The sequence below is a fragment of the Vineibacter terrae genome, from assembly GCF_008039615.1.
GTDB lineage: Bacteria > Pseudomonadota > Alphaproteobacteria > Reyranellales > Reyranellaceae > Vineibacter > Vineibacter terrae.
Genome location: NZ_VDUZ01000051.1, coordinates 12,762 through 34,117 on the forward strand (window position 1 = coordinate 12,762; position 21,356 = coordinate 34,117).

Below are 21,356 nucleotides of genomic sequence, written 5' to 3' on the forward strand. Positions count from 1 at the left end.
ACGCAATGCGCTACGCCCTCTCCCACCGCACCTCGTACCGCTATGCCGCGACGGTCGACCTGGCGCAGCATATCGCCCATCTGCGGCCACGTCGCTTTCCGGGACAGTCGGTCGCCGATTGCCGGCTGCTGGTCGACCCAGCGCCGCAGGTCGCGACGCTGCATGTCGACCATTTCGGCAACCAGGTCGACTCCTTCCGGGTCGAGCAGGCGCACACCGAACTCATCATCGAGATGCGTTCGGAGGTGGAGGTGCTGCTGCCGGTTCCGACAGACCCGGCGCTGACGCCGCCCTGGGAAAGCGTGAGCGCCTCGCTGGCCGCCGCCTTTCCCGCCGTGCCCGCCGCCGCCGAGTTCACCTATGCTTCGCCGCTGGTCGCGATCGGCCCCGAGGCCGCCGCCTATGCCCTGCCCTCGTTCCCGGCCGGCCGGCCGGTGCTGGCCGGCGCGCTCGACCTGATCCGCCGCATCCGCGCCGACTTCACCTACACGCCCGGCGCGACCGACATATCGACGCCGCTCGACGAGGTCTTCGCGCGCCGGCTGGGGGTCTGCCAGGACTTCGCGCATGTCGGCATCGCCGTGCTGCGCGCCCTGGGACTCGCCGCCGGCTACGTCTCCGGGTATATCCGCACCTATCCTCGTCCCGGCGGCGCCGAGCTGCGCGGTGCCGACGCGAGCCATGCCTGGATCGCCGTGTGGTGCGGGCCGGAGGCGGGCTGGGTCCATCTCGACCCGACAAACGACCTGATCGCGCGTGATGAGCACGTGATCGTGGCCTGGGGGCGAGACTTCTCGGACGTGAGCCCGGTGCGTGGCATGATTCTCGGCGGCGGCGCACACCACTACGGCGTCAGCGTCGAATTGCGGCCTGTGGAGTAGAAGAGGGAATGGCATGACCAAGCGCCAGCCCGATTTGCGGATCAAGCGGGCTTATGATCCGCCGGATACGGAGGACGGTGCGCGTGTGCTGGTGGATCGGCTCTGGCCGCGCGGCCTCAGCAAGGAGCACGCGGCGCTGACGCTGTGGCTCAAGGAGATCGCCCCCAGCACTGCCCTGCGGCAATGGTTCGGTCATGACCCCGCGCGCTGGATGGAGTTCCGCCGCCGCTATAGCGCCGAGCTCATGGACAACCAGGACGCGGTCGCCCGTCTCGGCGACCTCCTGAAGGCGGGACGGGTGACCCTGGTCTACGGCGCACATGACGCCCAGCACAACCAGGCCGTCGCGCTTGCCGAGCACATGCGCGAGCAGGTCCACCCCGGCCGGCGCGCCACGTGACCCGCCGGGACGACCGGACGGCGTTGTCCCGCGAGCTCGCCAAGCTGCGCGCGTGCCGGCACTGCGTCGCCATGCTGCCCTTTCCGCCGCGTCCCGTCGTTCAGATCGCGACGACCGCGCGATTGCTGATCGTCGGACAGGCGCCCGGTCGCAAGGTGCACGAAACGGGAGTCCCCTGGAACGATGACAGCGGCAGCCGCCTTCGCGCCTGGACGCTGCTGGAGCCAGCCGATTTCTATGACGAGTCAAAGGTCGCCATCGTTCCGATGGGCTTCTGCTACCCCGGCGTTGCCGAGGCCGGCGGGGACAATCCGCCGCCACCCGAATGCGCGACGCTCTGGCACGAACGTCTGCTTGCCCGGCTTCCCGAGCGGCGGCTGACCCTGCTGGTCGGCCAATACGCCCAGCGCTTCTATCTGGGGCCGAGGCGAAAGCGCAACCTGACGGAGACGGTGAGGGCCTTCGCCGAATACGGACCGCAGTATTTTCCCCTGCCGCACCCGAGCTGGCGCAGCCAGATCTGGTCGCGCAGGAATCCATGGTTTGCGGACCTGGTGCTGCCCGCCTGCCGCGAGGCCGTCCGCAACGCCCTTGCGTGAAAAGCCGCTTTCGCGAGCGACGATGACGGTCGCTATGGCCTGCGGGCCTGGCGCCGCGCCGACACTGCCGGCGGCTTGCCAGCCGGGCTCACGGTGCCGAAGATGGTACGGGCGACGTCTTCGCCGCCCAGCGCCGCGGTCATGGCGCGCGCGGCGGCGCGGACATCCATGGCCACCTTGGCGATGTGCTGGGGCGCCTCGATGGCGATGGGCTTGACCATGGAAACGCCAATCGCCCCGATCGCATCGCCGTCGCGGCCGATGACGGGCGACGCCACGCAGTAGAGCACGCCGTTGTATTCGCCATTGTCATACGCCACGCCGTCCAGACGAACGCGGTCCAGCGACTTCTCGAGCGCGGCACGATCCGCGAGGGTGGCGTCGGTGTAGCGCTCGAAGCGCATGTCCGCGAGCAGGCGCTCGCGGCGTGCCTCGGGCTGGAAGGCCAGCAGCGCCTTGCCCAGCGCAGTGCAATACAGCGGCTCGAACACGCCAACCCGATTCTGCACGACGATCATGCCGCTGGAGCCGATGTAGTCCAGAAGCAGCGCCCGGTCCTGGCTCAGGATGCCGAAATGGCCGCTCTCGTTGGTGCGCGACACGAGCTGCTCGAGATAGGGACGCGCGGTCGCCACCAGGCTGACGTCGTGACCGATCGTCGATGCCCACTGCAGCAGCCGCCCCCCGACCGTGTAATTCTTCCGCAGTGGATCCTTGGCGACAAGCCCGTTGCGCTCGAGCGTCTGCAGCAGGCGGAACGCCGAGGCGCGGTCCATCTCCAGCGCCCGCGCGATATCGGCCAGCCGCAACGGCTCCTGCGCCTGCACGACCATGTCCAGTATCTGCAGGCCGCGCTGCAGGGACTGCACGGTCCCGGCAGCGGATCCCAATTCCGCTTCGGCGGTCTTGCCCTCCACAGAAGAGGTCATGCTCAGAGGTTCTGCACGCGATACATGTCCTGGACCTCGTCCACCCAGTTGCCGACGTTCCAGCGCCCGTAAGTGCCCAGCCCGGCACGCGGGTCGGGACCGAAATACACCGGGACATGCACGAAGGACAGGCCGTCATAGGCGAAGGCCTCGGCCAGGGCCGCACGCAGCGCCGCTTCCGTATGGCCCCCGTGCAGCGCCCGCACCGCCTTGACCGCGCCGGCGAGCGCGACGTAGTCGACCTCCACCCCGTCGCTTGTCGCGAAGGCGGCTCCATACTGCGCGACCTGCAGCGCCGAGATCGCGGCCATGCGCCGGTTGTCGAGCATCACGACCGTGCCGCGAACGCCGTGCTCGACACCGTCGATCAACACCTGCGGATTCATCATGAACGAGCCGTCGCCCGTGACCGCCACGACACGCTGCGGCCGGTCGGCCATGCCCGACGCGACCAGCGCGCTGGCGGCGAAGCCCATGTACGAGGCGCCGGCCTCGGTGATGGTCTGAAGCGGCGCAGTGTCCCGGGCAAGCTGGAATCCGTTGGCCTGCACGTCGCCGGCGTCGAAGAGGCAGGTTGCGCCCGCCGCACGCGCCATCGCCTGCACCACGCCGATCGCCGCCGGCTGGGTGAGCACGGGCCGCTGCCAGACGTCGTCAAGCAACGGCGGACAGGTGGCGGCCTGCACGCAGATCTCCTGCCAGCGCCGCTTGCGCTCGGCGCACGCCGCGCGCCACGCATCGGCCGCCGAAGGCGGCCGCGCCGAGAGCGCCGCGACGAGCCGGCCCACGACCTCGCCGATATCGCCGGGCAGCATGACCGTGCGGTTGTAGTGCGCGGCATCGGCGAGATCGCCGTTGATGTTGATGACGGCCTGCGCCGCGGGATAGCCGACGCCGGAGCAGTCCGACTGGCACACGGCGCGCGTGCCCACGGCGATCAGCAGATCGGCCTCCGCCATCGCGGCGTTGCCCGACAACGATCCCTTGCTGCCACCAACATGCATGTTGCGTGGATCATCGTCCGCCAGCACCCCGAGCGATCCCGGCGACAGCACGACCACACCGTCCACGGCCCCGGCCAGGGCGCGGATCTGCTTGGCGAAGCGCCGGGTGCCGCCGCCGGCCTTGATCACGATGCGCCGGTGCCGATGGACCAGGTCGACCGCGGCGGCGAGCGGCGCATCGCCGGCGACGACGGTCGGCGGTGCCGCAAACGTATCGGGCAGGCTCGCCAGGCGCAGCCCCTGCACGCCCTGCGGCTGAACGTTGATCGGCAGCAGCAGATAGAACGGCCCGGCGCCATAGGGGTGGTTGACCCGGATGCTGCCGCGCCGCAGGGCGGCGCGCAGGGCCTGCGGCGTATGCAGCACATAGCTCTCGCCCATCACGGCCGTGAGCTGCCCGTAGAGCCCCTGCTGGTGCTTGGGGATCTGCTGCATGTTGAAGCCTTCGTCGTGGGTCGTCTCGTCGCCGTAGATGTGCCAGACTCCGACACCGTTCGACGCCGCGGCGAGCGACGCGGCCATGGCCTGCAGCGCCCCCGGCCCGATCGACGTCACGACCGCGGCCTGCTCGCCATACTGCCAGCGCAGCGCGGTCGCCGCATGCGCCATCGCCACCTCGTTGCGGAAGGCGTGGACGCGTACGACGCCGGCCGCCGCGTAGAGGCGCAGCACCTCGGCGAGATCGGTCGAGCCGTGACCAAAAATCGCGAGGTACTTGCGCACGCCCTGCTTCAGAAGGCCGATGACCAGGGCCTCGGAGACGGTGCAGTCCACGGTGTCGGCCAGCAGACCCGCCTCTATCGCCGCGGCGACGCCACCCGCCTGCGCGATCGCGCGCGCCCGGCGTGCCGCAGCGTCGCGGTGCGCGGGAACCGAGGGAACGTCCATGTCGTCAACGCTCCAGATCCGGATGCGTCACGCGACGTGCCTCGCGCGACGAGCGGTCGAACATGTCGAACAGCTCGACGACGCGCCGGCCCTCCTCCCCGGTCAGGATCTGCTGGTCGGCGCGGCCCTTCAGCACGTCGATGAAGTGCAGCGTCGAGCGCCGGAAGCTCTCGCCCCAGTCGTCCTCGATATTGTGCCAGGCACGCACCTCGCCGTCGCAGTACAGCGTCAGCACGGGCTCGTCGAGCAGGCGGTCCGAGCAGCGGTTGACGGTGATCAGCCCGCGCTCGCCCTGGATCTCGAACTGCTCGTGGCTGGCATAGTAGTCGGTGCGCACCTTCATCTGCAGCGCCAGGCTGACGTCCCACATCCCGTGGATGGCCGGCTCGCGGTGCCGCCAGACCAGGGTGGAGGGCGCGTCCGTGGCGTAGCCGGCCGGCATCGGCGTCTCCTCGATCTGGGCAAAGCAGTCGCGGACATCGCCGAACAGCCACAGCGCCACGGCCATCATGTGATGACCATGGTCGAACACCAGGGGGCCGCCGCGCCCCTTGGCGGCGATGTCGTGACGCCAGGCGTTGGTCTCGGGCGGCACGTGCCATGCTCCCGATCGGTCGCCGATCACGACCTTCATGCGAAAGTGCCTGGGCGCACCGATGGCGCCGGACAGCAGCAGCTCCCGCGCCTTCACCAGCGGCGGATAGAAGACGAAGTTCTCGAATACCTTCAGCCGCTTTCCCGTCCGCGTCGCGGCCGCGATCATGGCATCGCATTCGCCGGTGGTCATCGCCATCGGCTTCTGGACGCTGACATGAGCGCCTGCCTCGAGGGCAGCGACGGCCATCTGCTCGTGCAAGGGATGTGGCGACAGGATATCGACAAGGTCGAGATCGAGACCCAGCAGATCCTCGTAGCGGGTCACGCCTCTCGCACCTGGGAACAAGGCTTGGCGGCTGGCGACAGTGTCCTCGCGCACATCGCACAGGCCGACAACCTCGACTTCGGGATGGCCGATGTAGCCCAGGCCGTTGAGGTCGAAGATGCGGCCGAGGCCGACAATGCCCACACGTAATGGCTTGCTCATGGACGGGTTCCGGGTTGGTGGCTCACGTCACTTCACGGCGCCCATGGTCAGGCCCCTGACCATGTATCGGCCGGCGACGTAGAAGAAGGCGAACAGCGGGATCATCGACATGAACGAGGCCGCCGCCATCTCGTTGTAGAAGGTCTGGTGTTCCGAGTTGTAGCCGGCGATGGCGATGGGCAGGGTGTCGGCGGTGCCGCGCGACAGGATCGAGGCGAACATGAACTCGACATAGCTCGCCAGGAACACGAAGCATGCCGACACGGCGATGCCCGGCGCCGCCAGCGGGATGATGATGTAGCGCAGCGTCTGCGGCACGCTGGCGCCGTCGATCAGCGCTGCCTCCTCGATCTCGGTCGGGATGCCGTCGATGAAGCCCTTGAGCAGCCAGATCGCCAGCGGCAGCGACAGCATCGTGTGCACGAGGGACAGGCCCAGATGCGTGTCGGCCAGGCCGTAGCTGTTGATCATCAGGTATATCGGCACCGCCAGCGACACCGCCGGCGTCATGCGGATGACCAGCAGGCCGTTGAACAGGACGCTCAGCACTGTCGAGCGGCCACGCGAGAAGACATAGGCGGCGCCGAATCCCAGCACCGTGCAGCCGGCGACCGTGAGGCCGGCGACGATGAACGAATTGATGAGGTTCGGCAGGATCGAGACGTTGGCCGTCGTCCCTTCGGTGCCGCCGCCCAGCAGCGCTGCGACATAAGACTGGAATGTGATGACGTCGGGAAAGCTGAACCGCCGGGGGATGTGCCCCGGCGTCGTCAGAGAGACCAGGAAATACCAGGCGAAAGGAAACAGCGTCCACAGCGCGGCCAGGATCGCCATGAGCACGAGGCTGGCGCGGTACGCGAACGAGCGGTTCATGGCGTCTGCCGCCGGCGCAGCACGAGAAGAAGGATCATCACCGCCAGCGGGAAGATCATCGTGATCACGGCCAGCGCGCTGGCGTTGCCGAAAGTGAGGCTCTGGAATGCCGTTTTGTACGTGGCGAGGTTCAGCGTGGTCGACGACGTGCCCGGACCGCCCTTGGTCATGATCCAGAGGTAGTCGAACGCGCGATAGGTATCGAGGGTCTTGATGGTGAGCGCGATGACGATGACCGGCTTCAGAAGCGGCAGCGTCACGTAGCGGAACACTTGCCAGGCGTTGGCGCCGTCGACGCGCGCCGCCTCGATCGGCTCCTGGGGCAGCGATTGCAAGGCGGCGAGCAGGATCAGGTAGATGAAAGGCGTCCAGCCCCAGATGTCGGTCACCATGACCAGAAAGAATGCCGCGTCCGACACCAGCCAGGGATAGGCAGGCAGGCCCAGCGCCAACAGGATGTGGTTCACCCAGCCGTAGTGCTCGGTGTAGGCGAAGGCCCACATGACGCCGGCGGCGGCAGGCACGAAGATCATCGGCGCGATGACGATGTGCCGGAAGATCCGGCCGTAGCGTTCCGCGAACGCATCGGCCAGGGCCACGGTCAATAGCGCCATCCCCAGCCCGAGGCCGAAGGACACCGACACGCAGATCGCCGTGTAGAGCAGCGTCCTGGCGATGGTGAGCCAGGTCTCGGCGTCGGACAGCAGCGTGGCGTAGTTGTCGAGGCCGACCCAGTCGTCGATGCCGTAGGCGATCTGATAGTCGCGCAGGCTGAGCGCCACCACCTTGTAGATCGGATAGGCGTAGAAGACCGCGACATAGATGAACGGGAGCGCCAGCAGCGCCCCCAGCAGGTAGCGGCCGGACCGGTCGGGACGGGCAATGCTGGCCGCCCGGCTGCTCACTTGATGTACCCGGCTGCCTTGAGGGTCTTCTCCACCTCGGCGACGTAGTCGTCGACGAACTTCTCCGGTGTGATCTTGTTGGCGATCAGCTGGGTGTAGAGCTCGATGCCCTTGCGGTTCGGCTGCTGCGACATCTCCGGCACCTGGATGGCGATGCGCGCCTCGACGAAGGCGTCATAGAGCGCCCGCGGATTGACGCCGCCCGGCTCGACCGCGGTGCGGTAGGCCAGCGTCTTGATCGGCGGCAGCTGGCCGGCGGCCATCTCGATCTGCGGGCTCTCGTTGAGCAGCCATTTGATGTATTCCCAGGCGGCATCGGGGTGCTTGGAGTCCTTCGGGATGCCCATGACCCACCACGAGCTGAAGCCACCCGCCGGCTTGCCGCCGAATGACGGGAAGCGGAAGGCGCCGACCGGGCCCACCTGCCTGGTGTTCTCCGGCTTCTGCATGAAGGTCCAGTAGTCGGACAGCCAGCCATAGGCCATGGCCGAGGCGCCGGAGAGGAAGAAGTCGGACACCTGACCGGTCTGGAAGTTCGCCGAATCAGGGTTGACGATCTTCGCCTTGTGGATGCTGTCCTGCATGAAGCGCAGGATCTCGATCGCCTTGGCGCGCCCCTCCGGTGTCTTCATTGTCGGCTGGAAGTTTGCGTCCAGCAGGTCGCGCCCAGTGTCGCTGTAGTAGCCGATGAAGGCGACGTAGCCCTGGCCGGCACCCCAGTTGGCGGTAAGGCCATAAAGGTTCTTGTCGGGACGGGTGAAGAACGTGGCGATGTCGCGGACCTGCTCGATCGTGGTCGGCGGCGCAAGGTCGTAGCCGTATTTCGCCTTGAAGGCCGCCCGCTCCTGCGCATCCTCGAACAGCGCCTTGCGGTAGTAGCCGATCTGCGCGTTGGCGTGGAACGGCACGAAGTAGTGCTTGCCGTCGCGCCCCTTGACGCCCTTCTGCGCCGGGAAGAACCAGCTCTCGAACTTCTCGACGCTGCCCCAGGTCGCCGCGATGCGGTCATCGACCGGCTGCAGGAAGCGGAAGAAGCTGCCGAAGGTCGCAGCGTGCTGGGTCACGACGTCGTAGGTGCCGCTGCTCTGCGACACGGCGAGCAATTGCTTCGGGCCGATCTCGCTGCCCGGGATCATGTCGTACTGGACCTTGATCCCCGTCAGGTCCTCGAAATTCTTCGTCAGCTCGACGGCCGGCGCGAAGCTCGCCCAGCCCTTCTGCGTCGGCACCTTGATGGTGGTGCCGGCATAGGGCTTGCCCGCCTTCAGAGGCGGCAACGTGCCGGGGATGAAGCCCTGCGCCGCGGCGGCGGCCGGCCACAGGGCCGGCAGGCCGAGCATGGCGACCGCGGCCCGCCGGGTCAGTCCAGGGTGGTGGGACATCTCCTCGTCTCCTCTCGTTCTTGGGCGTGATGATGTTGTTTCATTGTCGACAACAGTCATTGTTTTGTTAGAAATAGGCGTAACGTGGCGCCCTGCGGTTGTCAACGTGCCGCCGGAGAGGATGGAGGGTTTGCGCTCGCGATGGTCCCGAAGGCGCGACCTGACCTCACCCGATCGGGTGAGGTGCCGCCAAGCTGGCTTCAGATCATGCCGTTGGGCGCCACCAGGATCTTGCCGGAGCGCTCGCCTTCCTGCGCCCGCACGAGCGCCTCCTTGATGTCGTCGATGGCGTAGATCTTCTCGACCGGCGCCGACAGCCGGCCATCCAGGAGCTGCCGCCCGAGATCGGCGTAGATGTCGCGGATCTGCGCCAGGCTGCGCCTGGCCATGAACCGGCCGAGCATGAAGCCGGTGAGATTGAGCCCGCGATAGATCAGGTCGCTGCGGCTGACTGTCGGATCCTCGCCGCTCATGGCGCCGTAGTTGCAGACCACGCCACCATCGGCGACACAGGCCGCGAGCCGCGCTGTTGCGGCGCCCGAGACCGCGTCGAGCCCGAGCCGGACCGGCGCGCCGCCGGTGGCAGCCGCCACCCGATCGGCCAGATCCGGCCCGTCGACCACGCAGGCATCGGCGCCCAGCGCCTTGAGGTCGGCGAACAGCGAAGCGCGGCGCACCACGTTCACCGTCTTCAGGCCACGCGCCTTGGCCAGCGGAATGACCAGGCGCCCCACCGCCGAGTTGGCGACGTTCTGGACCACCCAGTCGCCGGGCTTCAGGTCCGTCATGTCAGTCAGCATCAGCAGCGCCGTCGGCGGGTTGATGCGCAGCATCGCCGCCTGCTTCAGGTCGAGCCCGGGCGGCACGGCGATGACATCGTCACCTTTCACGCGGCGCTTCTGGGCCCAGTTCTCACGCTGCAGGTTGATCACCAGGTCGCCTGCCTTGACATGCGACACGCCTGAGCCGACCGCCGTCACCCGGCCGATGCATTCGGCGCCCGGCGTCGACGGCAGCGGCGGCTTGAGCCGGTAGCTGCCCCGGCAGAACCAGACGTCGGCCGGGTTGATCGGAAACAGCAGCACGTCGAACACCACCTCGCCCGGACCCGGCGCCCCCACATCCGGCACTTCGGCGCAGCGCGCCACGCCCTGCGGCACGCCGTAGCTGTCGAGCAACACCTGCTTCATGACGTCATCTCCCTCGTCCACCTCGAATGCGGCCCGTGGATGCTCCTTGGGCCGCACGCATCGTCGAAATGTCACGGACAGGTTATTCGATTGTCATGCCCGGTCCATAGACATGCATGCATCCTACCCACGTCGGAAGCTGCGGCGGCCCATGCACCGAGTCATCGCGATCGGCCGGCCGGCCAGCGGCATCGAGACGGGATTGCCCCAAGGGATACGCACATGACCCGAGTCCTGGTTCTGTCGGATCTGCACCTGTCGCCAACCCATGGCTTCTTCTGGAACAACTGGACCCTGGCGCGGGACGCGGCCAACGCGATGGCGCCGGCCGCCGTGATCGTCACCGGCGATCTCTGCATCAACGGGCCGGACAGCGACGCCGAGGTCGCGTTCGCCGCCGCGGCGCTGCGTCGGCTGGCGCCGCGCGTGCTGGCCCTGCCGGGCAACCACGACGTGGGCGACGAGCCGCCCGGCCAGGATGCCGAGCAGCTCGTGGATGACGGCCGGCTGTCGCGCTGGAACACTGCTTTCGGCGCGGATCGCTGGTCCTTCGACCTGGCCGGCTGGCGGCTGATCGGCGTGAATGCGCAGCTCTTCGGCTCGAGCCTGCCGGCGGAAGAGACACAGCAGGCGTGGCTGGACACGGCGCTGGCGGCGGCGGCCGGACGGCAGATCGCGCTTTTTCTTCACAAGCCCCTGTTCCTCGAGGCGGCCGGTGAGCCGGAAGCGACCACCAGCAGCCTCAACCTGGCGCCGCGCCAGACGCTGCTGGCGACGCTGCGCGACGCCGGGGGCGCGCTGGTCGTCAGCGGCCATCTGCATCAATACCGCGACCGCACGGTCCAGGGCCTGCGCCACGTCTGGGCCCCCTCGACAGCCTTCATGCCGAGCCAGTCGCTGGGCGGCGACCCGCGTCCGGGGATGCTCGCCATCGATTTCGCCGGCACCACGCCGGTGATCGAGCTGCTGCGTCCCACCGGCATGGCCGAGCTGGACCTCGCCACGATCAAGGGCCACGGGCGCTACAAATTCCTGCGCGACATGCCGCCCTGCCCGCCGCAGGCGGCTTAGCGAACCTGTCATCCCGAGCGTAGCGAGGGATCTCCTGCGAATAGCGCACGGTGCGCCTTGCCGCGGGAGATCCCTCGCTGCGCTCGGGATGACAGCCGTGACCTTGCTCACTCCAGCTTCACGCCCAGCTCGCGCACCAGGGGAAGCATGCGGGCCTTGAGCCGCTCGTAGTCGGCCGCCATCTCCTCGTGGGTCAGCGGCTTCTCGTGCAGGCCGAAGGTATCGTACATCTTGCGGCCGCCCTCGGAGTCGGCGGCCTCGACCCACAGCGCCGACATGCGCCTGACGACATCGGGCGGCGTGCCGGCCGGCGCAAACAGGCCGAGCCACCCGAACTGGCTGAATGCAGCATGCGTATAGCCCTGCTCGGTCATGGTCGGCAGGTCCGCGAATTTGGCATTGCGCCGCCGCGCCGGCAGCGCGATCAGCCGGATGGTGCCGTTCACGAGCAGCGGCCGCAGGGCCTGGTAGCTGCCCATCGCGGCCTGCAGCGAGCCCGACCCCATGTCCTGCCACATCGGGCCCTCGCCGCGGTAGTGCACGACCTCCATCTGCAGCCCATAGAGCTCGTTGAGCTTGGCGCAGACGATATGGGCGGCCGATCCGGGCGCCCAGGACCCGAAGCTGACCTTGTTCCTGCGCGCGTAGTCGATCAGCTCGGCAATGCTGCTGACCGGCACCGACTTGTGCACCGCCACCGGCAGCTCGCCCGACGAGGTTGCCGAGACCGGCACGAAATCCTTGTCGGGATCGAAGCCCAGCGTGCTGTAGAGAACGCGGTTCTGCACCATCGTGCCGGAGACGGTATGCAGGAACGTGTAGCCGTCGGGCGCGGCGCGCGCCACCAGGGCGGCGCCGATATTGCCGCCGGCACCGGGCTTGTTGTCGATCACGATCTGCTGGCCCAGCTTCTTCGAAGCATATTCGCCAAAGACGCGGGCAATACCGTCGGTCAGGCCGCCGGGCGCGAAGTTCACGATGATCGTGATCGTCCTGGTCGGCCACGCGGCCTGCGCGCGGACAGCCGCGGGCATCGAAAGAAGGCCGGCACCCGCCAGCAGCGACGCACCCTGGACCAAGGAACGGCGACGAATCCGGCGCATCTCTTACCCCCCTCGCAAGCGGCGTCCGGTCTATCGCCGGCGCCTTGAGGGCCTCGACCACAGGCGGCGCACCGAAGGCATCGGCGCAACGGCCGGCCGGAGGCCCGGAACCATACAGTCGCCCATGGCCGCCCACCCGGCAAGCCGGCGCCGAAGCAGCGGAAGCTTTGCAGCACGACGATAGCGCCTTCCGTCGGCAAGGAATTTGCTTGTAAGCTGGGTAGGTGGACCGAGCGAACGCATGGAGGTCGGGTCCGGCATGGGGGGAACAGCGGCGTTCGACGAGATGCGCAGCGCGCCCGATGGGGTGCGCGCGCCGTACCGGGCCATCGCCGGCTGGCTGCAGCACACCCCCATGACGGCGATCGAAGCCAAGCGGCGAGAGGTCGACGCTTTCTATCGCCGGGCCGGCATCACCTTCGGCGCCTACGGCGCCGTCGACGGCCACGAGACCACGATCCCGTTCGACATCATCCCGCGGGTGATCGCGGCCGACGAATGGGCCTTCCTCGAGCGCGGCCTGTCGCAGCGCGTGCGGGCGCTCAATGCTTTCCTCGCCGATGCCTACGGCCAGCGCGAGATCTGCCGCGCCGGCATCATCCCGGAGGCGCAGCTGCTGCTCAACGGCGAGTTCGCGCCGCTGGCCCAGGACCTGAAGCTGCCCGGCGACATCCATGTGCATATCGCCGGCATCGACCTGGTGCGGGTCGGCGAGAAGGAATTCTATGTCCTGGAGGACAATGTCCGCACGCCGTCGGGCATCTCCTACGTGCTGGAGAACCGCGAGGTGATGATGCGGCTGGCGCCGGAGCTGTTCGCGCGCATGGCGGTGCGGCCGGTCGCCAGCTACACCGAGGAGCTGCTGAACACCCTGCGCTCGGTGTCGTTCAGCGACGACGGCGAGCCCAATGTCGTGCTGCTGACGCCGGGGCACTACAACAGCGCCTATTTCGAGCATGCGTTCCTGGCCGACGAGATGGGCATCGAGCTGGTCGAGGGCACCGATCTGTTCGTCGACGAAGGCCGCGTCTACATGCGCACGCCGCGCGGACCGCAGCGCGTCGACGTGATCTACCGGCGCATCGACGATTCGTTCCTCGATCCGCTGGCCTTCCGGCCCGACTCCTATCTCGGCGTGCCGGGCCTGATCGGCGCGCTGCGCATGGGCCGGGTCAATGTCGTGAACGCCATCGGCAACGGCGTGGCCGATGACAAGTCGACGTATCTCTACGTGCCCGACATGATCCGCTTCTACCTCGGCGAGGAGCCGATCCTCAGCAACGTGCCGACCTGGCGCGGCGACAGGGCCGACGACTTCAAGTACATGCTCGAGCACCTGCCCGAGATCGTCGTCAAGGAAGTGCACGGATCGGGCGGCAAGGGCATGCTGGTCGGCCCGACCTCGACCAAGGCCGAGATCGAGGAGTTCCGCGGCCTGCTCAAGGCGCGGCCCGATGCCTATATCGCGCAGCCGACCCTGGCGCTCAGCACCTGCCCCACTTTCGTCGACGCCGGCGTGGCGCCACGCCATGTCGACCTGCGCCCGTTCATTTTGTCGCGCCGCACCGGCGAGGTGTTCATCACGCCGGGTGGCCTCACGCGCGTGGCCCTCAAGGAAGGCTCGCTGGTCGTGAACTCGAGCCAGGGCGGCGGCACCAAGGACACCTGGGTGCTGGGCGGCCGCGGCGGCGACACACAATGAAGGGGGCGGGATAAGCCAGCCATGCTCAGCAGCACGGCCAAGAACCTCTACTGGATGGGCCGCTATCTGCACCGGGCCAAGAACACGGCGCGGGTGCTGGAGTCGACGCAGCGCATGGCGCTGCAGTCCGGCGCATCGGAAGCCGGCACGGTCGCCGACATCTACGCGCTGCGCACCGAGTTCTTCGCCCGCCATCCGCAGGGCACGCTCGACGACCTGGTCGATTTCATGACGCTCGACGACACCAACCCGTCGAGCCTGGTCAGCACCGTGCGCGCGGCGCGCAACAACGCCCGCGCCGAGCGCAACAACCTCACGGTCGATGTCTGGGAGAGCCTCAACGCGCTGTGGCTGGACGTGGCCACGCAGACCCGCCTGCCGCGTGCCGCCGTCGACCGCGGCGCGCTGCTGGAGATGGTCACGAAGCAGACCACGATGATCGCCGGGGCCACCCAGTCGACCCTGCTGCGTGACGACGCCTACTGCTTCCTGCAGATCGGCAGCTACCTGGAACGCGCCGACAACACCACCCGCGTGCTCGACGTGAAGTTCCACCGCCTGTGCCCGGATGGCGACCCGCAGCATGGCAGCGCCGACTACTATGAATGGTCGGAGATCCTGGCCTGCGTCGGCGCGGTGCGCACCTATCGGCGCATCTATCGCAGCCGGATCGAGCCGACGCGGGTCGCCGAGCTGATGGTGCTGCGCCGCGACCTGCCGCGCTCGGTGCATCATTGCCTGTGGCAGGTCGATCTCAGCATGCGCGAGCTGGCCGAGACCTACGGCACCCGCGGCGAAGCCGACCGCCAGGCCGGCGCCCTGCATGCCCATGTCCGCTACGCCCGCATCGAGGACGTCTTCGAGGCCGGCCTGCGTCCGTACCTGGAAGATCTCGGCCTGCGCATGGCGCAGCTCAGCGACGAGATCGGCCGCCAGTTCCTCTTCGAGTGAGGTGACGGAGCCTGCGCATGCGCGTCGCGGTCAACCATGTCACACGCTTCCGGTTCGCCGAGCCGGCCAGCCATTCGATCCACGATGCGCGGCTGGTGCCGCGGCCGGCGGCCGGGCAGCGGCTGGTCTCGTGGTCGGTGCGCGGGCCAGGCCGGCGCGCCGAGTGGCGCGACGGGCACGGCAATTCGATCACGACATTCTCGGTGGCGCAGCGCCACAGCCATGTCGAGATCGCGGTCGAAGGCATCTACGAGTGGGTTGGCGACGACAGCTGGCTGCAATACGCCGAACGCGAGCCGCTGCCGGCCACGTTCTGGCTGCGCAACCACGGGCTGGCGCGCCACGATGCACGTCTCGACCCGCTCATCGCCGGCCTGGCGCCGCGTGTCGCGGACAGCCGCGATCACGTGCCGCTGCTGCATGAGCTGATGCAGCGGGTGCACGAGCGCATCACCTATCGGGTCGGCGTCTCGGACGTGAAGACCGATGCGCTGCATGCCTTCGACCGCGGCGAGGGCGTGTGCCAGGACCTGGCGCAGGTCTTCGTGGCCTGCTGCCGCCGCCTGGGGGTGCCGGCGCGCTATGTCAGCGGCTACATGCGCACCGACAACGGCCACAAGATCGGGTCGCCCTGCCCGGCCTGGGGCGAGGCGCTGGTGCCGGGGCTGGGCTGGGTCGGCTTCGATCCCGCCAACAACGCCTCGCCGACACACGACTACCTGAAGCTGGCCGTCGGGCTCGACTACACCGAGGCCGCGCCGGTGACCGGCCGCCGCATCGGCCCCGGCGGCGACGCCGAGATGACCGTCGAGGCCATGGTGCGCCAGATCGATTGACCGGCAGCGCAGGGACCGCGTTACGGACCGGCGGCGCAGCGGCTCGCGGCAGCCTTGGCGCTGGCATCCCAGCGGGCGCCGGCCGGGGCGTTGGCCAGGCGGTGCCAGCCGATGCGCATCAGGCCGTCCTGCTGCGGCTCGATCTGGAACGTCGCCACCGGATCGACCGGCTGCGAGGCGCGCGGCCATAGATTGACGTAGGCGGCCCGCCGGGGCGGCGCGAACACCACCGGCGCGGTGACGAACTCGTTCCACATCGCCTTGGCCAGGCAATTGGCCAGCACGTCGTGCGCCGCCGTCGAGGTCGCCAGCCAGACCGTGGCGCCCATCTGCGCCCGCGCCGCCGCCGGTGGCCACAAAGCGCCCGTCGCCGCCACCAGCACGAGCGCCGAGCGCCGCGCCCAGCCGCCGATCCGCCCGTCGCCACGCATAGCTGCCCTCGCTTCGTCGACCACCCGGCAGCCATGCTCGGATAAGCGCAGAGACGATGCAAGCCACGCCGCAACCGGCCTGCCGAAGCGCATTGTGCCCATACAATTTTGCACTGCAGGCTGCCTTGCATCGCGCCGGAGGCATCGTTAGGTTGCGCCGCCCTTTTTGGGCCCCCTGTCCGGGGCGCTGCCGGACGCCTTTCCTACGGATTCCGTGACCATGGCCTTCATCGCCGAACGCCTCAGCCGCATCAAGCCGTCTCCCACGAACGCCGCGCAGGGCAAGTTCCTGGAGATGAAAGCGGCGGGCAAGGACGTGATCGGCCTGGCGGCGGGCGAGCCGGATTTTCCGACCCCCGATCACATCAAGGAAGCCGCCTACAAGGCGATCCGCGAGAACGACACCCGCTACACCGCCATCGCCGGCACCCCGGCGCTGCGGCAGGCGATCTGCGGCAAGCTCAAGCGCGACCATGGGCTGGAGTACACGCCCAACCAGGTGGTCGTCAGCAGCGGCGGCAAGCAGGTGATCTTCAACGCCATGCTGGCGACGCTGGATGCCGGCGACGAGGTGATCGTGCCGGCGCCGTACTGGGTGTCGTACCCGGAGATGGTGCTGGTGGCCGACGGCACGCCGGTGATCGTGGACTGCCCGGAGTCCAAGGGCTTCAAGCTGCAGCCCGAGGACCTCGACCGCGCGATCACGCCCAAGACCAAGTGGCTGATCCTGAACTCGCCCAGCAACCCGACCGGCGCCGCCTACAGCTACGCCGAGATGCGCGCGATCTGCGACGTGCTGCTGAAGCACCCGCATGTCTGGGTGCTGACCGACGACATGTACGAGAAGCTCGTCTACGACGACTTCGAGTTCCACACCCCGGCCGAGGTCGAGCCGAAGCTCTATGAGCGCACGCTGACCATGAACGGCGTGTCCAAGGCCTATTGCATGACCGGCTGGCGCATCGGCTACGGCGCCGGGCCGCAGAAGCTGATCACGGCCATGTCGACCATCCAGTCGCAGAGCACGTCGAACGCCAGCTCGATCAGCCAGGCGGCCGCCACGGCGGCGCTCAACGGGCCCAGCGACTTCATCCCCAGGAACAATGCCGTCTTCAGGCAGCGGCGCGACCTGATCGTGTCGATGCTGAACCAGGCGCGCGGCATCAAGTGCACGCGCCCGGAAGGCGCGTTCTACGTCTATCCGTCCTGCGCCGGCGTGATCGGCAAGAAGACACCGGCCGGCAAGATCATCGCCACCGATACCGACTTCGCCGGCTACCTGCTGGAGAGCGAGGGCCTGTCGGTAGTGCAGGGCTCGGCGTTCGGCATGGGCCCGAACTTCCGCATCTCCTACGCCACGGCGACGGAGCTGCTGGAGGAAGCAGGCCGGCGCATCCAGCGCGCCTGCGCCGCGCTGGCGTAGGCGGGTCTTCACCTCTCCCGCAAGCGGGAGAGGTCGGCGCGCGCAGCGCGACGGGTGAGGGCCTGCATGCTCGGCACCTCGTCCGTATCCCCTCACCTTCCCATCGTGCTGCGCACGATGGGCCCCTTCCTCTCCCGCACGGCGGGAGAGGAGCCTTGTCCTACGGGTCGCGGGCCAGGCGGAAGCCGAGCATGTTGCCGTTATGGCCGTTGGAGTCGCGGAAACGGAACGCCGAGCGGGCGCGCCACGGCTCGTTGAACCAGCCGCCGCCGCGCACGACGCGCTTGTCGCACTCGCCCGAATAGCGCGGCTTGTCGTCCGGCGGCGCCCCGTCATAGGTCGGATTCCAGCAATCCTCGGTCCACTCCCAGGCGTTGCCCAGCATGTCGTAGAGGCCGAAGGGGTTGGGCGGGAAGGCGCCGACCGGCGACGTGAACGGATAGCCGTCCGAGCATATGCCGTAGCGCGCCGCGTCCTTGCGGTGCTTGTAGGCCTCGGCCAGCGCCAGATCGCCGACATTGGCGTGCTTGCAGAAGCTTGCGGCGTCGGCCGTGAACGGCCGCGGGCCGGTGCTGCCGGCACGCGCGGCATACTCCCACTCCGCCTCGCTGGGCAGGCGGTAGCGCTTGCCGGTGCGCTGCGATAGCCAGCCGGCGTATCCCCGCGCCTCGAACCAGTTCACACACACCACCGGGTCGCGTCCGGTCTGCGGGAAGCCGGGCTGCTGCCAGCTGAAGCCCTTGTAGTCGCGGCGCTTGCCGTCGTTGCCCTCGGTCCAGCAGGCGCCGTCCATGACATGGCGGGTGGCCTTGATGTATTGCGCGAAGTCGTCGCGGGTCACCTCGAAGCGGCCCAGCAGGAAGGGCCGCACGACGACCTGATGCTGCGGCTGCGACCGGCCGCGCGACTGGGGCGGCACGCCTTCGCGGTCCTCCTCGCCCGGCGCCGCCCCCATGACGAAGGTCCCACCGGGGATCAGCACCATCTCGGGGCAGTCCGGGCAGTCGCGGACGGTCGATGAGCTGCGTGGTTGCGCCCAGGCCGCAGCCGCGGCGGTCAGCGACAGGACGAACACCAGCACACGCAACCCCATCATGTCGCCTCCCCCGGACGGTCATCGCGATGACGCATGCTACCTGCCGCAGGCGGGCCGCTCCAGCGGCGCGCCCGGGCGCTCGTTTCGCTGCCATTTTTCCCAGATGCCATTGACTCGGCCGGGTGGACGGGTGGACGCTTGGCCCGTTGGTCGCCCTGTCGTCGCGGTTGCGGGGGTGCCACGGCTGCTCCCGCCCGGTCGACGACCGGGAGACACGCGGACCAAAAAAGGGTTCGGGCGCGCGGGAAGGATTTATCATGGCCGAAAACACCATCATCTCAACGGGCTCGGAACGTGCGGGCGGCGGCGCCAACCGCGTCGTCGCCCTGTGCGGACCTTATCTCTCGGGCAAGACGACGCTGCTGGAGACGCTGCTCTACGCTACCGGCGCGATCAATCGTCGTGGCCGGCCGCGCGACGGCTCGTCCATCGGCGACGGCGCGCCCGAGGCGCGCAAGCTCGGCATGGGCACCGAGATCAACGTCGCATCCTGCACCTATCTCGGCGATTCCTGGACCTTCATCGACTGCCCCGGCTCGATCGAGTTCCAGCACGACACGCAGGCCGCCCTGGCGGTGTGCGACGTCGCCGTGATCGTGTGCGAGCCGGTGCCGGACCGCGTCGCGGTGCTGGCGCCGCTGCTGCGGGCGCTGGAGGCGCGGCGCATCCCGCACCTGTTCTTCGTCAACAAGATGGACGCCGCGCATGCGCGCGTGCGCGACCTGCTGGCCGCCCTGCAGTCGGTGTCGGAGCGCAAGCTGGTGCTGCGTCAGGTGCCGATCCGCAAGGTCAACCCCGACGGCAGCGAAGAGATCCAGGGCTATGTCGACCTGGTGAGCGAGCGCGCCTACCGCTACAAGCAGGGTGCCGCCTCGGACCTGATCGAGATGCCGGCCGAGCTGCTGCCGCGCGAGAGCGATGCGCGGCGCGAGATGCTGGAGACGCTGGCGGAGTTCGACGACACGCTGCTGGAGCAGCTGATCGAGGACGTGGCGCCCGAAAAATCCCTGATCTACCGCGATCTGCATGACGAGTTCGGCGCCGACCTGATCGCGCCGGTGCTGCTGGGCGCCGGCGAGCACGAGAGCGGCGTGCGCCGCCTGCTCAAGGCGCTGCGCCATGACGCGCCCTTCGCACCCGAGACCGCCAAGCGGCGCGGCGTCGAGGTCAACGGCGCGACGGTGGCGGAATGCTTCAAGGTCTCGCACCAGGCGCATGCCGGCAAGCTGTCGCTGTGCCGGGTCTGGGCAGGCGCCGTCGCCGAAGGCCAGATGCTGGGATCGACCCGGGTCGGCGGCGTCTTCCGCCTGTTCGGCCAGCGGCTGGACAAGGTGGCAGCCAAGGCCGGCGACCTGGTGGCCCTGGCCAAGGTCGAGGCCTTGTCGAGCGGCCAGATCCTGTCGGCCAACGGTCTCGCCGATGCGCCCGGCCATGCCGCTGCCGAGCCGCCGGTCTATGGCCTGGCGATCATGCCCAAGAACCGCAGTGACGAGGTGAAACTGTCCTCGGCCCTGCACAAGATCATCGAGGAGGATTCGTCGCTGTCGGCCGGGCATCGCGACGATACCGGCGAGTTTCTGATCCGCGGCCAGGGCGAGATGCACCTGCGCGTGGCGCTCGAGAAGCTGGCGTCGCGCTATAACGTGCCGGTCGACAGCAGCCCGCCGCGCGTCGCCTACAAGGAGACCATCCGCAAGGGCACGCAGCAGCATGGCCGCTACAAGCGCCAGACCGGCGGCCATGGCCAGTTCGGCGACGTCAAGATCGAGATCCAGCCGCTGGGCCGCGGTGAGGGCTTCAGGTTCATCGACAAGATCGTGGGCGGCGTGGTGCCGCGCAACTTCATCCCGGCTGTCGAGATGGGTGTGGTCGACTACCTCAAGCAGGGGCCGCTGGGCCAGCCGGTGGTCGACATCTCGGTCATGCTGTTCGACGGGCAGTATCACACCGTCGACAGCTCGGAGATGTCGTTCAAGCAGGCGGCGCGCGTGGCCATGACCGAGGCCATGCCGAAATGCGACCCGGTGCTGCTGGAGCCGATCCTGAAGGTGACCATCGCGGCGCCCAGCGATGCCACGTCGCGCATCCAGCGCCTGGTGTCGGGCCGCCGCGGCCAGCTGCTGGGCTTCGACGGGCGGCCGGGCTGGCCGGGCTGGGACGAGGTCACGGCCCTGATGCCCGAATCGGAGATCGGCGACCTGATCATCGAGATCCGCTCGGCGACCCAGGGCGTGGGCACGTACAATGCCGAGTTTGACCACCTGCAGGAGATGGCCGGCCGCGCCGCCGAGAAGGTGGCCGAGGAAGGCAAGCGCCGCGCCGCCGCGGGACGGTAGCCCTTCACCCCTCGCCCCGCGAGAGCGCAGGCCGATCGCATCTGGGCTTTCGACTACCTTCCCCCGCTTGCGGGGGAAGGTGCCCGAAGGGCGGATGGGGGGTGCCGCAACGGCGCGGGGGCTCGATGGGATGTACCATTTGCGTTGAAGCATCCCCCATCCGGCGCTTCGCGCCACCTTCCCCCGCGAGCGGGGGAAGGTAATCAAAAGGCCGACGCGATGACCCATGTGCGATAGCCCTACCCGCACGCGGCAGGGCTGTCCGCGAAGAG

Annotated in this window: 19 protein-coding genes; 9 read left to right on the forward strand and 10 right to left on the reverse strand. The window is 68.5% G+C overall.

Annotation, left to right across the window (positions count from 1 at the left end; all coding sequences use genetic code 11):
- Window positions 1-5 precede the first annotated feature (5 nt).
- Genes FHP25_RS32345 through FHP25_RS32355 form a run of 3 tightly spaced genes read left to right on the forward strand, consistent with a single transcriptional unit; the run spans window position 6 to window position 1,880 of the window.
- Window positions 6-881, forward strand: coding sequence for a transglutaminase family protein (locus FHP25_RS32345; RefSeq protein WP_147851130.1), 876 nt, complete (start codon window positions 6-8; stop codon window positions 879-881).
- 13 nt (window positions 882-894) lie between these two features.
- Entirely contained in the window at window positions 895-1,281 is a 387-nt protein-coding gene (locus FHP25_RS32350; RefSeq protein WP_147851131.1) for a DUF488 domain-containing protein, read from the forward strand.
- Window positions 1,278-1,880: a uracil-DNA glycosylase family protein gene (locus FHP25_RS32355; protein WP_231712563.1), complete on the forward strand. Its 603-nt coding sequence runs from the start codon at window positions 1,278-1,280 to the stop codon at window positions 1,878-1,880. The genes FHP25_RS32350 and FHP25_RS32355 overlap by 4 nt, the downstream gene beginning before the upstream one ends.
- Window positions 1,881-1,912: 32 nt before the next feature.
- Here the strand turns inward: FHP25_RS32355 and FHP25_RS32360 are convergent, their stop codons facing one another.
- From FHP25_RS32360 to FHP25_RS32390, 7 genes are all read right to left on the reverse strand, one after another.
- Window positions 1,913-2,809 carry an IclR family transcriptional regulator gene (locus FHP25_RS32360; RefSeq protein ID WP_147851132.1) on the reverse strand — a complete coding sequence of 299 codons (897 nt, stop codon included), beginning with the start codon at window positions 2,807-2,809 and terminating at the stop codon, window positions 1,913-1,915.
- Window positions 2,810-2,811: 2 nt separating this feature from the next.
- On the reverse strand, window positions 2,812-4,701 hold the full coding sequence (locus FHP25_RS32365) for a thiamine pyrophosphate-dependent enzyme (RefSeq protein WP_147851133.1): 1,890 nt from the start codon (window positions 4,699-4,701) through the stop codon (window positions 2,812-2,814).
- Between the two features lie 4 nt (window positions 4,702-4,705).
- Window positions 4,706-5,785, reverse strand: a complete 1,080-nt coding sequence (locus FHP25_RS32370; RefSeq protein ID WP_147851134.1) for a Gfo/Idh/MocA family protein — start codon at window positions 5,783-5,785, stop codon at window positions 4,706-4,708.
- Window positions 5,786-5,812: 27 nt separating this feature from the next.
- On the reverse strand, window positions 5,813-6,658 hold the full coding sequence (locus FHP25_RS32375; protein ID WP_147851135.1) for a carbohydrate ABC transporter permease: 846 nt from the start codon (window positions 6,656-6,658) through the stop codon (window positions 5,813-5,815).
- Window positions 6,655-7,563 (reverse strand): carbohydrate ABC transporter permease, encoded by a 909-nt coding sequence (locus tag FHP25_RS32380; protein ID WP_147851136.1) that lies wholly within the window; start codon window positions 7,561-7,563, stop codon window positions 6,655-6,657. Before FHP25_RS32380 ends, FHP25_RS32375 begins: the two co-directional genes overlap by 4 nt.
- Entirely contained in the window at window positions 7,560-8,945 is a 1,386-nt protein-coding gene (locus FHP25_RS32385) for an extracellular solute-binding protein (RefSeq protein ID WP_178133950.1), read from the reverse strand. Before FHP25_RS32385 ends, FHP25_RS32380 begins: the two co-directional genes overlap by 4 nt.
- 200 nt (window positions 8,946-9,145) lie before the next feature.
- Entirely contained in the window at window positions 9,146-10,135 is a 990-nt protein-coding gene (locus tag FHP25_RS32390; protein ID WP_147851138.1) for a zinc-dependent alcohol dehydrogenase family protein, read from the reverse strand.
- 222 nt (window positions 10,136-10,357) lie between these two features.
- On the opposite strand from FHP25_RS32390, the gene FHP25_RS32395 reads away from it, so the two are divergent.
- Window positions 10,358-11,206, forward strand: coding sequence for a metallophosphoesterase family protein (locus FHP25_RS32395; protein ID WP_178133951.1), 849 nt, complete (start codon window positions 10,358-10,360; stop codon window positions 11,204-11,206).
- A gap of 107 nt (window positions 11,207-11,313) precedes the next feature.
- Here the strand turns inward: FHP25_RS32395 and FHP25_RS32400 are convergent, their stop codons facing one another.
- A complete protein-coding gene (locus FHP25_RS32400) occupies window positions 11,314-12,309 on the reverse strand; it encodes a Bug family tripartite tricarboxylate transporter substrate binding protein (protein ID WP_147851140.1) in 996 nt (331 codons plus the stop codon).
- A gap of 241 nt (window positions 12,310-12,550) precedes the next feature.
- Between FHP25_RS32400 and FHP25_RS32405 the strand changes: the two genes are divergently transcribed.
- Genes FHP25_RS32405 through FHP25_RS32415 form a run of 3 tightly spaced genes read left to right on the forward strand, consistent with a single transcriptional unit; the run spans window position 12,551 to window position 15,798 of the window.
- Window positions 12,551-14,011, forward strand: coding sequence for a circularly permuted type 2 ATP-grasp protein (locus FHP25_RS32405; protein ID WP_408068560.1), 1,461 nt, complete (start codon window positions 12,551-12,553; stop codon window positions 14,009-14,011).
- A 21-nt stretch (window positions 14,012-14,032) separates the two neighbouring features.
- The gene (locus FHP25_RS32410) at window positions 14,033-14,962 is read left to right on the forward strand and encodes an alpha-E domain-containing protein (RefSeq protein WP_147851141.1); all 930 of its coding nucleotides are present in this window, start codon (window positions 14,033-14,035) and stop codon (window positions 14,960-14,962) included.
- A 17-nt stretch (window positions 14,963-14,979) separates the two neighbouring features.
- Window positions 14,980-15,798 carry a transglutaminase family protein gene (locus FHP25_RS32415; RefSeq protein WP_147851142.1) on the forward strand — a complete coding sequence of 273 codons (819 nt, stop codon included), beginning with the start codon at window positions 14,980-14,982 and terminating at the stop codon, window positions 15,796-15,798.
- Window positions 15,799-15,818: 20 nt separating this feature from the next.
- Here FHP25_RS32415 and FHP25_RS32420 read toward each other — a convergent pair whose 3' ends face one another.
- Entirely contained in the window at window positions 15,819-16,229 is a 411-nt protein-coding gene (locus FHP25_RS32420; protein WP_147851143.1) for a hypothetical protein, read from the reverse strand.
- A gap of 220 nt (window positions 16,230-16,449) precedes the next feature.
- Here FHP25_RS32420 and FHP25_RS32425 point away from each other — a divergent pair, with 220 nt between their 5' ends.
- Window positions 16,450-17,652 (forward strand): pyridoxal phosphate-dependent aminotransferase, encoded by a 1,203-nt coding sequence (locus FHP25_RS32425; protein ID WP_147851171.1) that lies wholly within the window; start codon window positions 16,450-16,452, stop codon window positions 17,650-17,652.
- Between the two features lie 160 nt (window positions 17,653-17,812).
- On the opposite strand, the gene FHP25_RS32430 is transcribed toward FHP25_RS32425, so the two are convergent.
- Window positions 17,813-18,748, reverse strand: a complete 936-nt coding sequence (locus FHP25_RS32430) for a formylglycine-generating enzyme family protein (protein ID WP_147851144.1) — start codon at window positions 18,746-18,748, stop codon at window positions 17,813-17,815.
- A 257-nt stretch (window positions 18,749-19,005) separates the two neighbouring features.
- Between FHP25_RS32430 and FHP25_RS32435 the strand changes: the two genes are divergently transcribed.
- Window positions 19,006-21,084, forward strand: a complete 2,079-nt coding sequence (locus FHP25_RS32435) for an elongation factor G (protein WP_147851145.1) — start codon at window positions 19,006-19,008, stop codon at window positions 21,082-21,084.
- The last annotated feature ends 272 nt before the right edge of the window (window positions 21,085-21,356 follow it).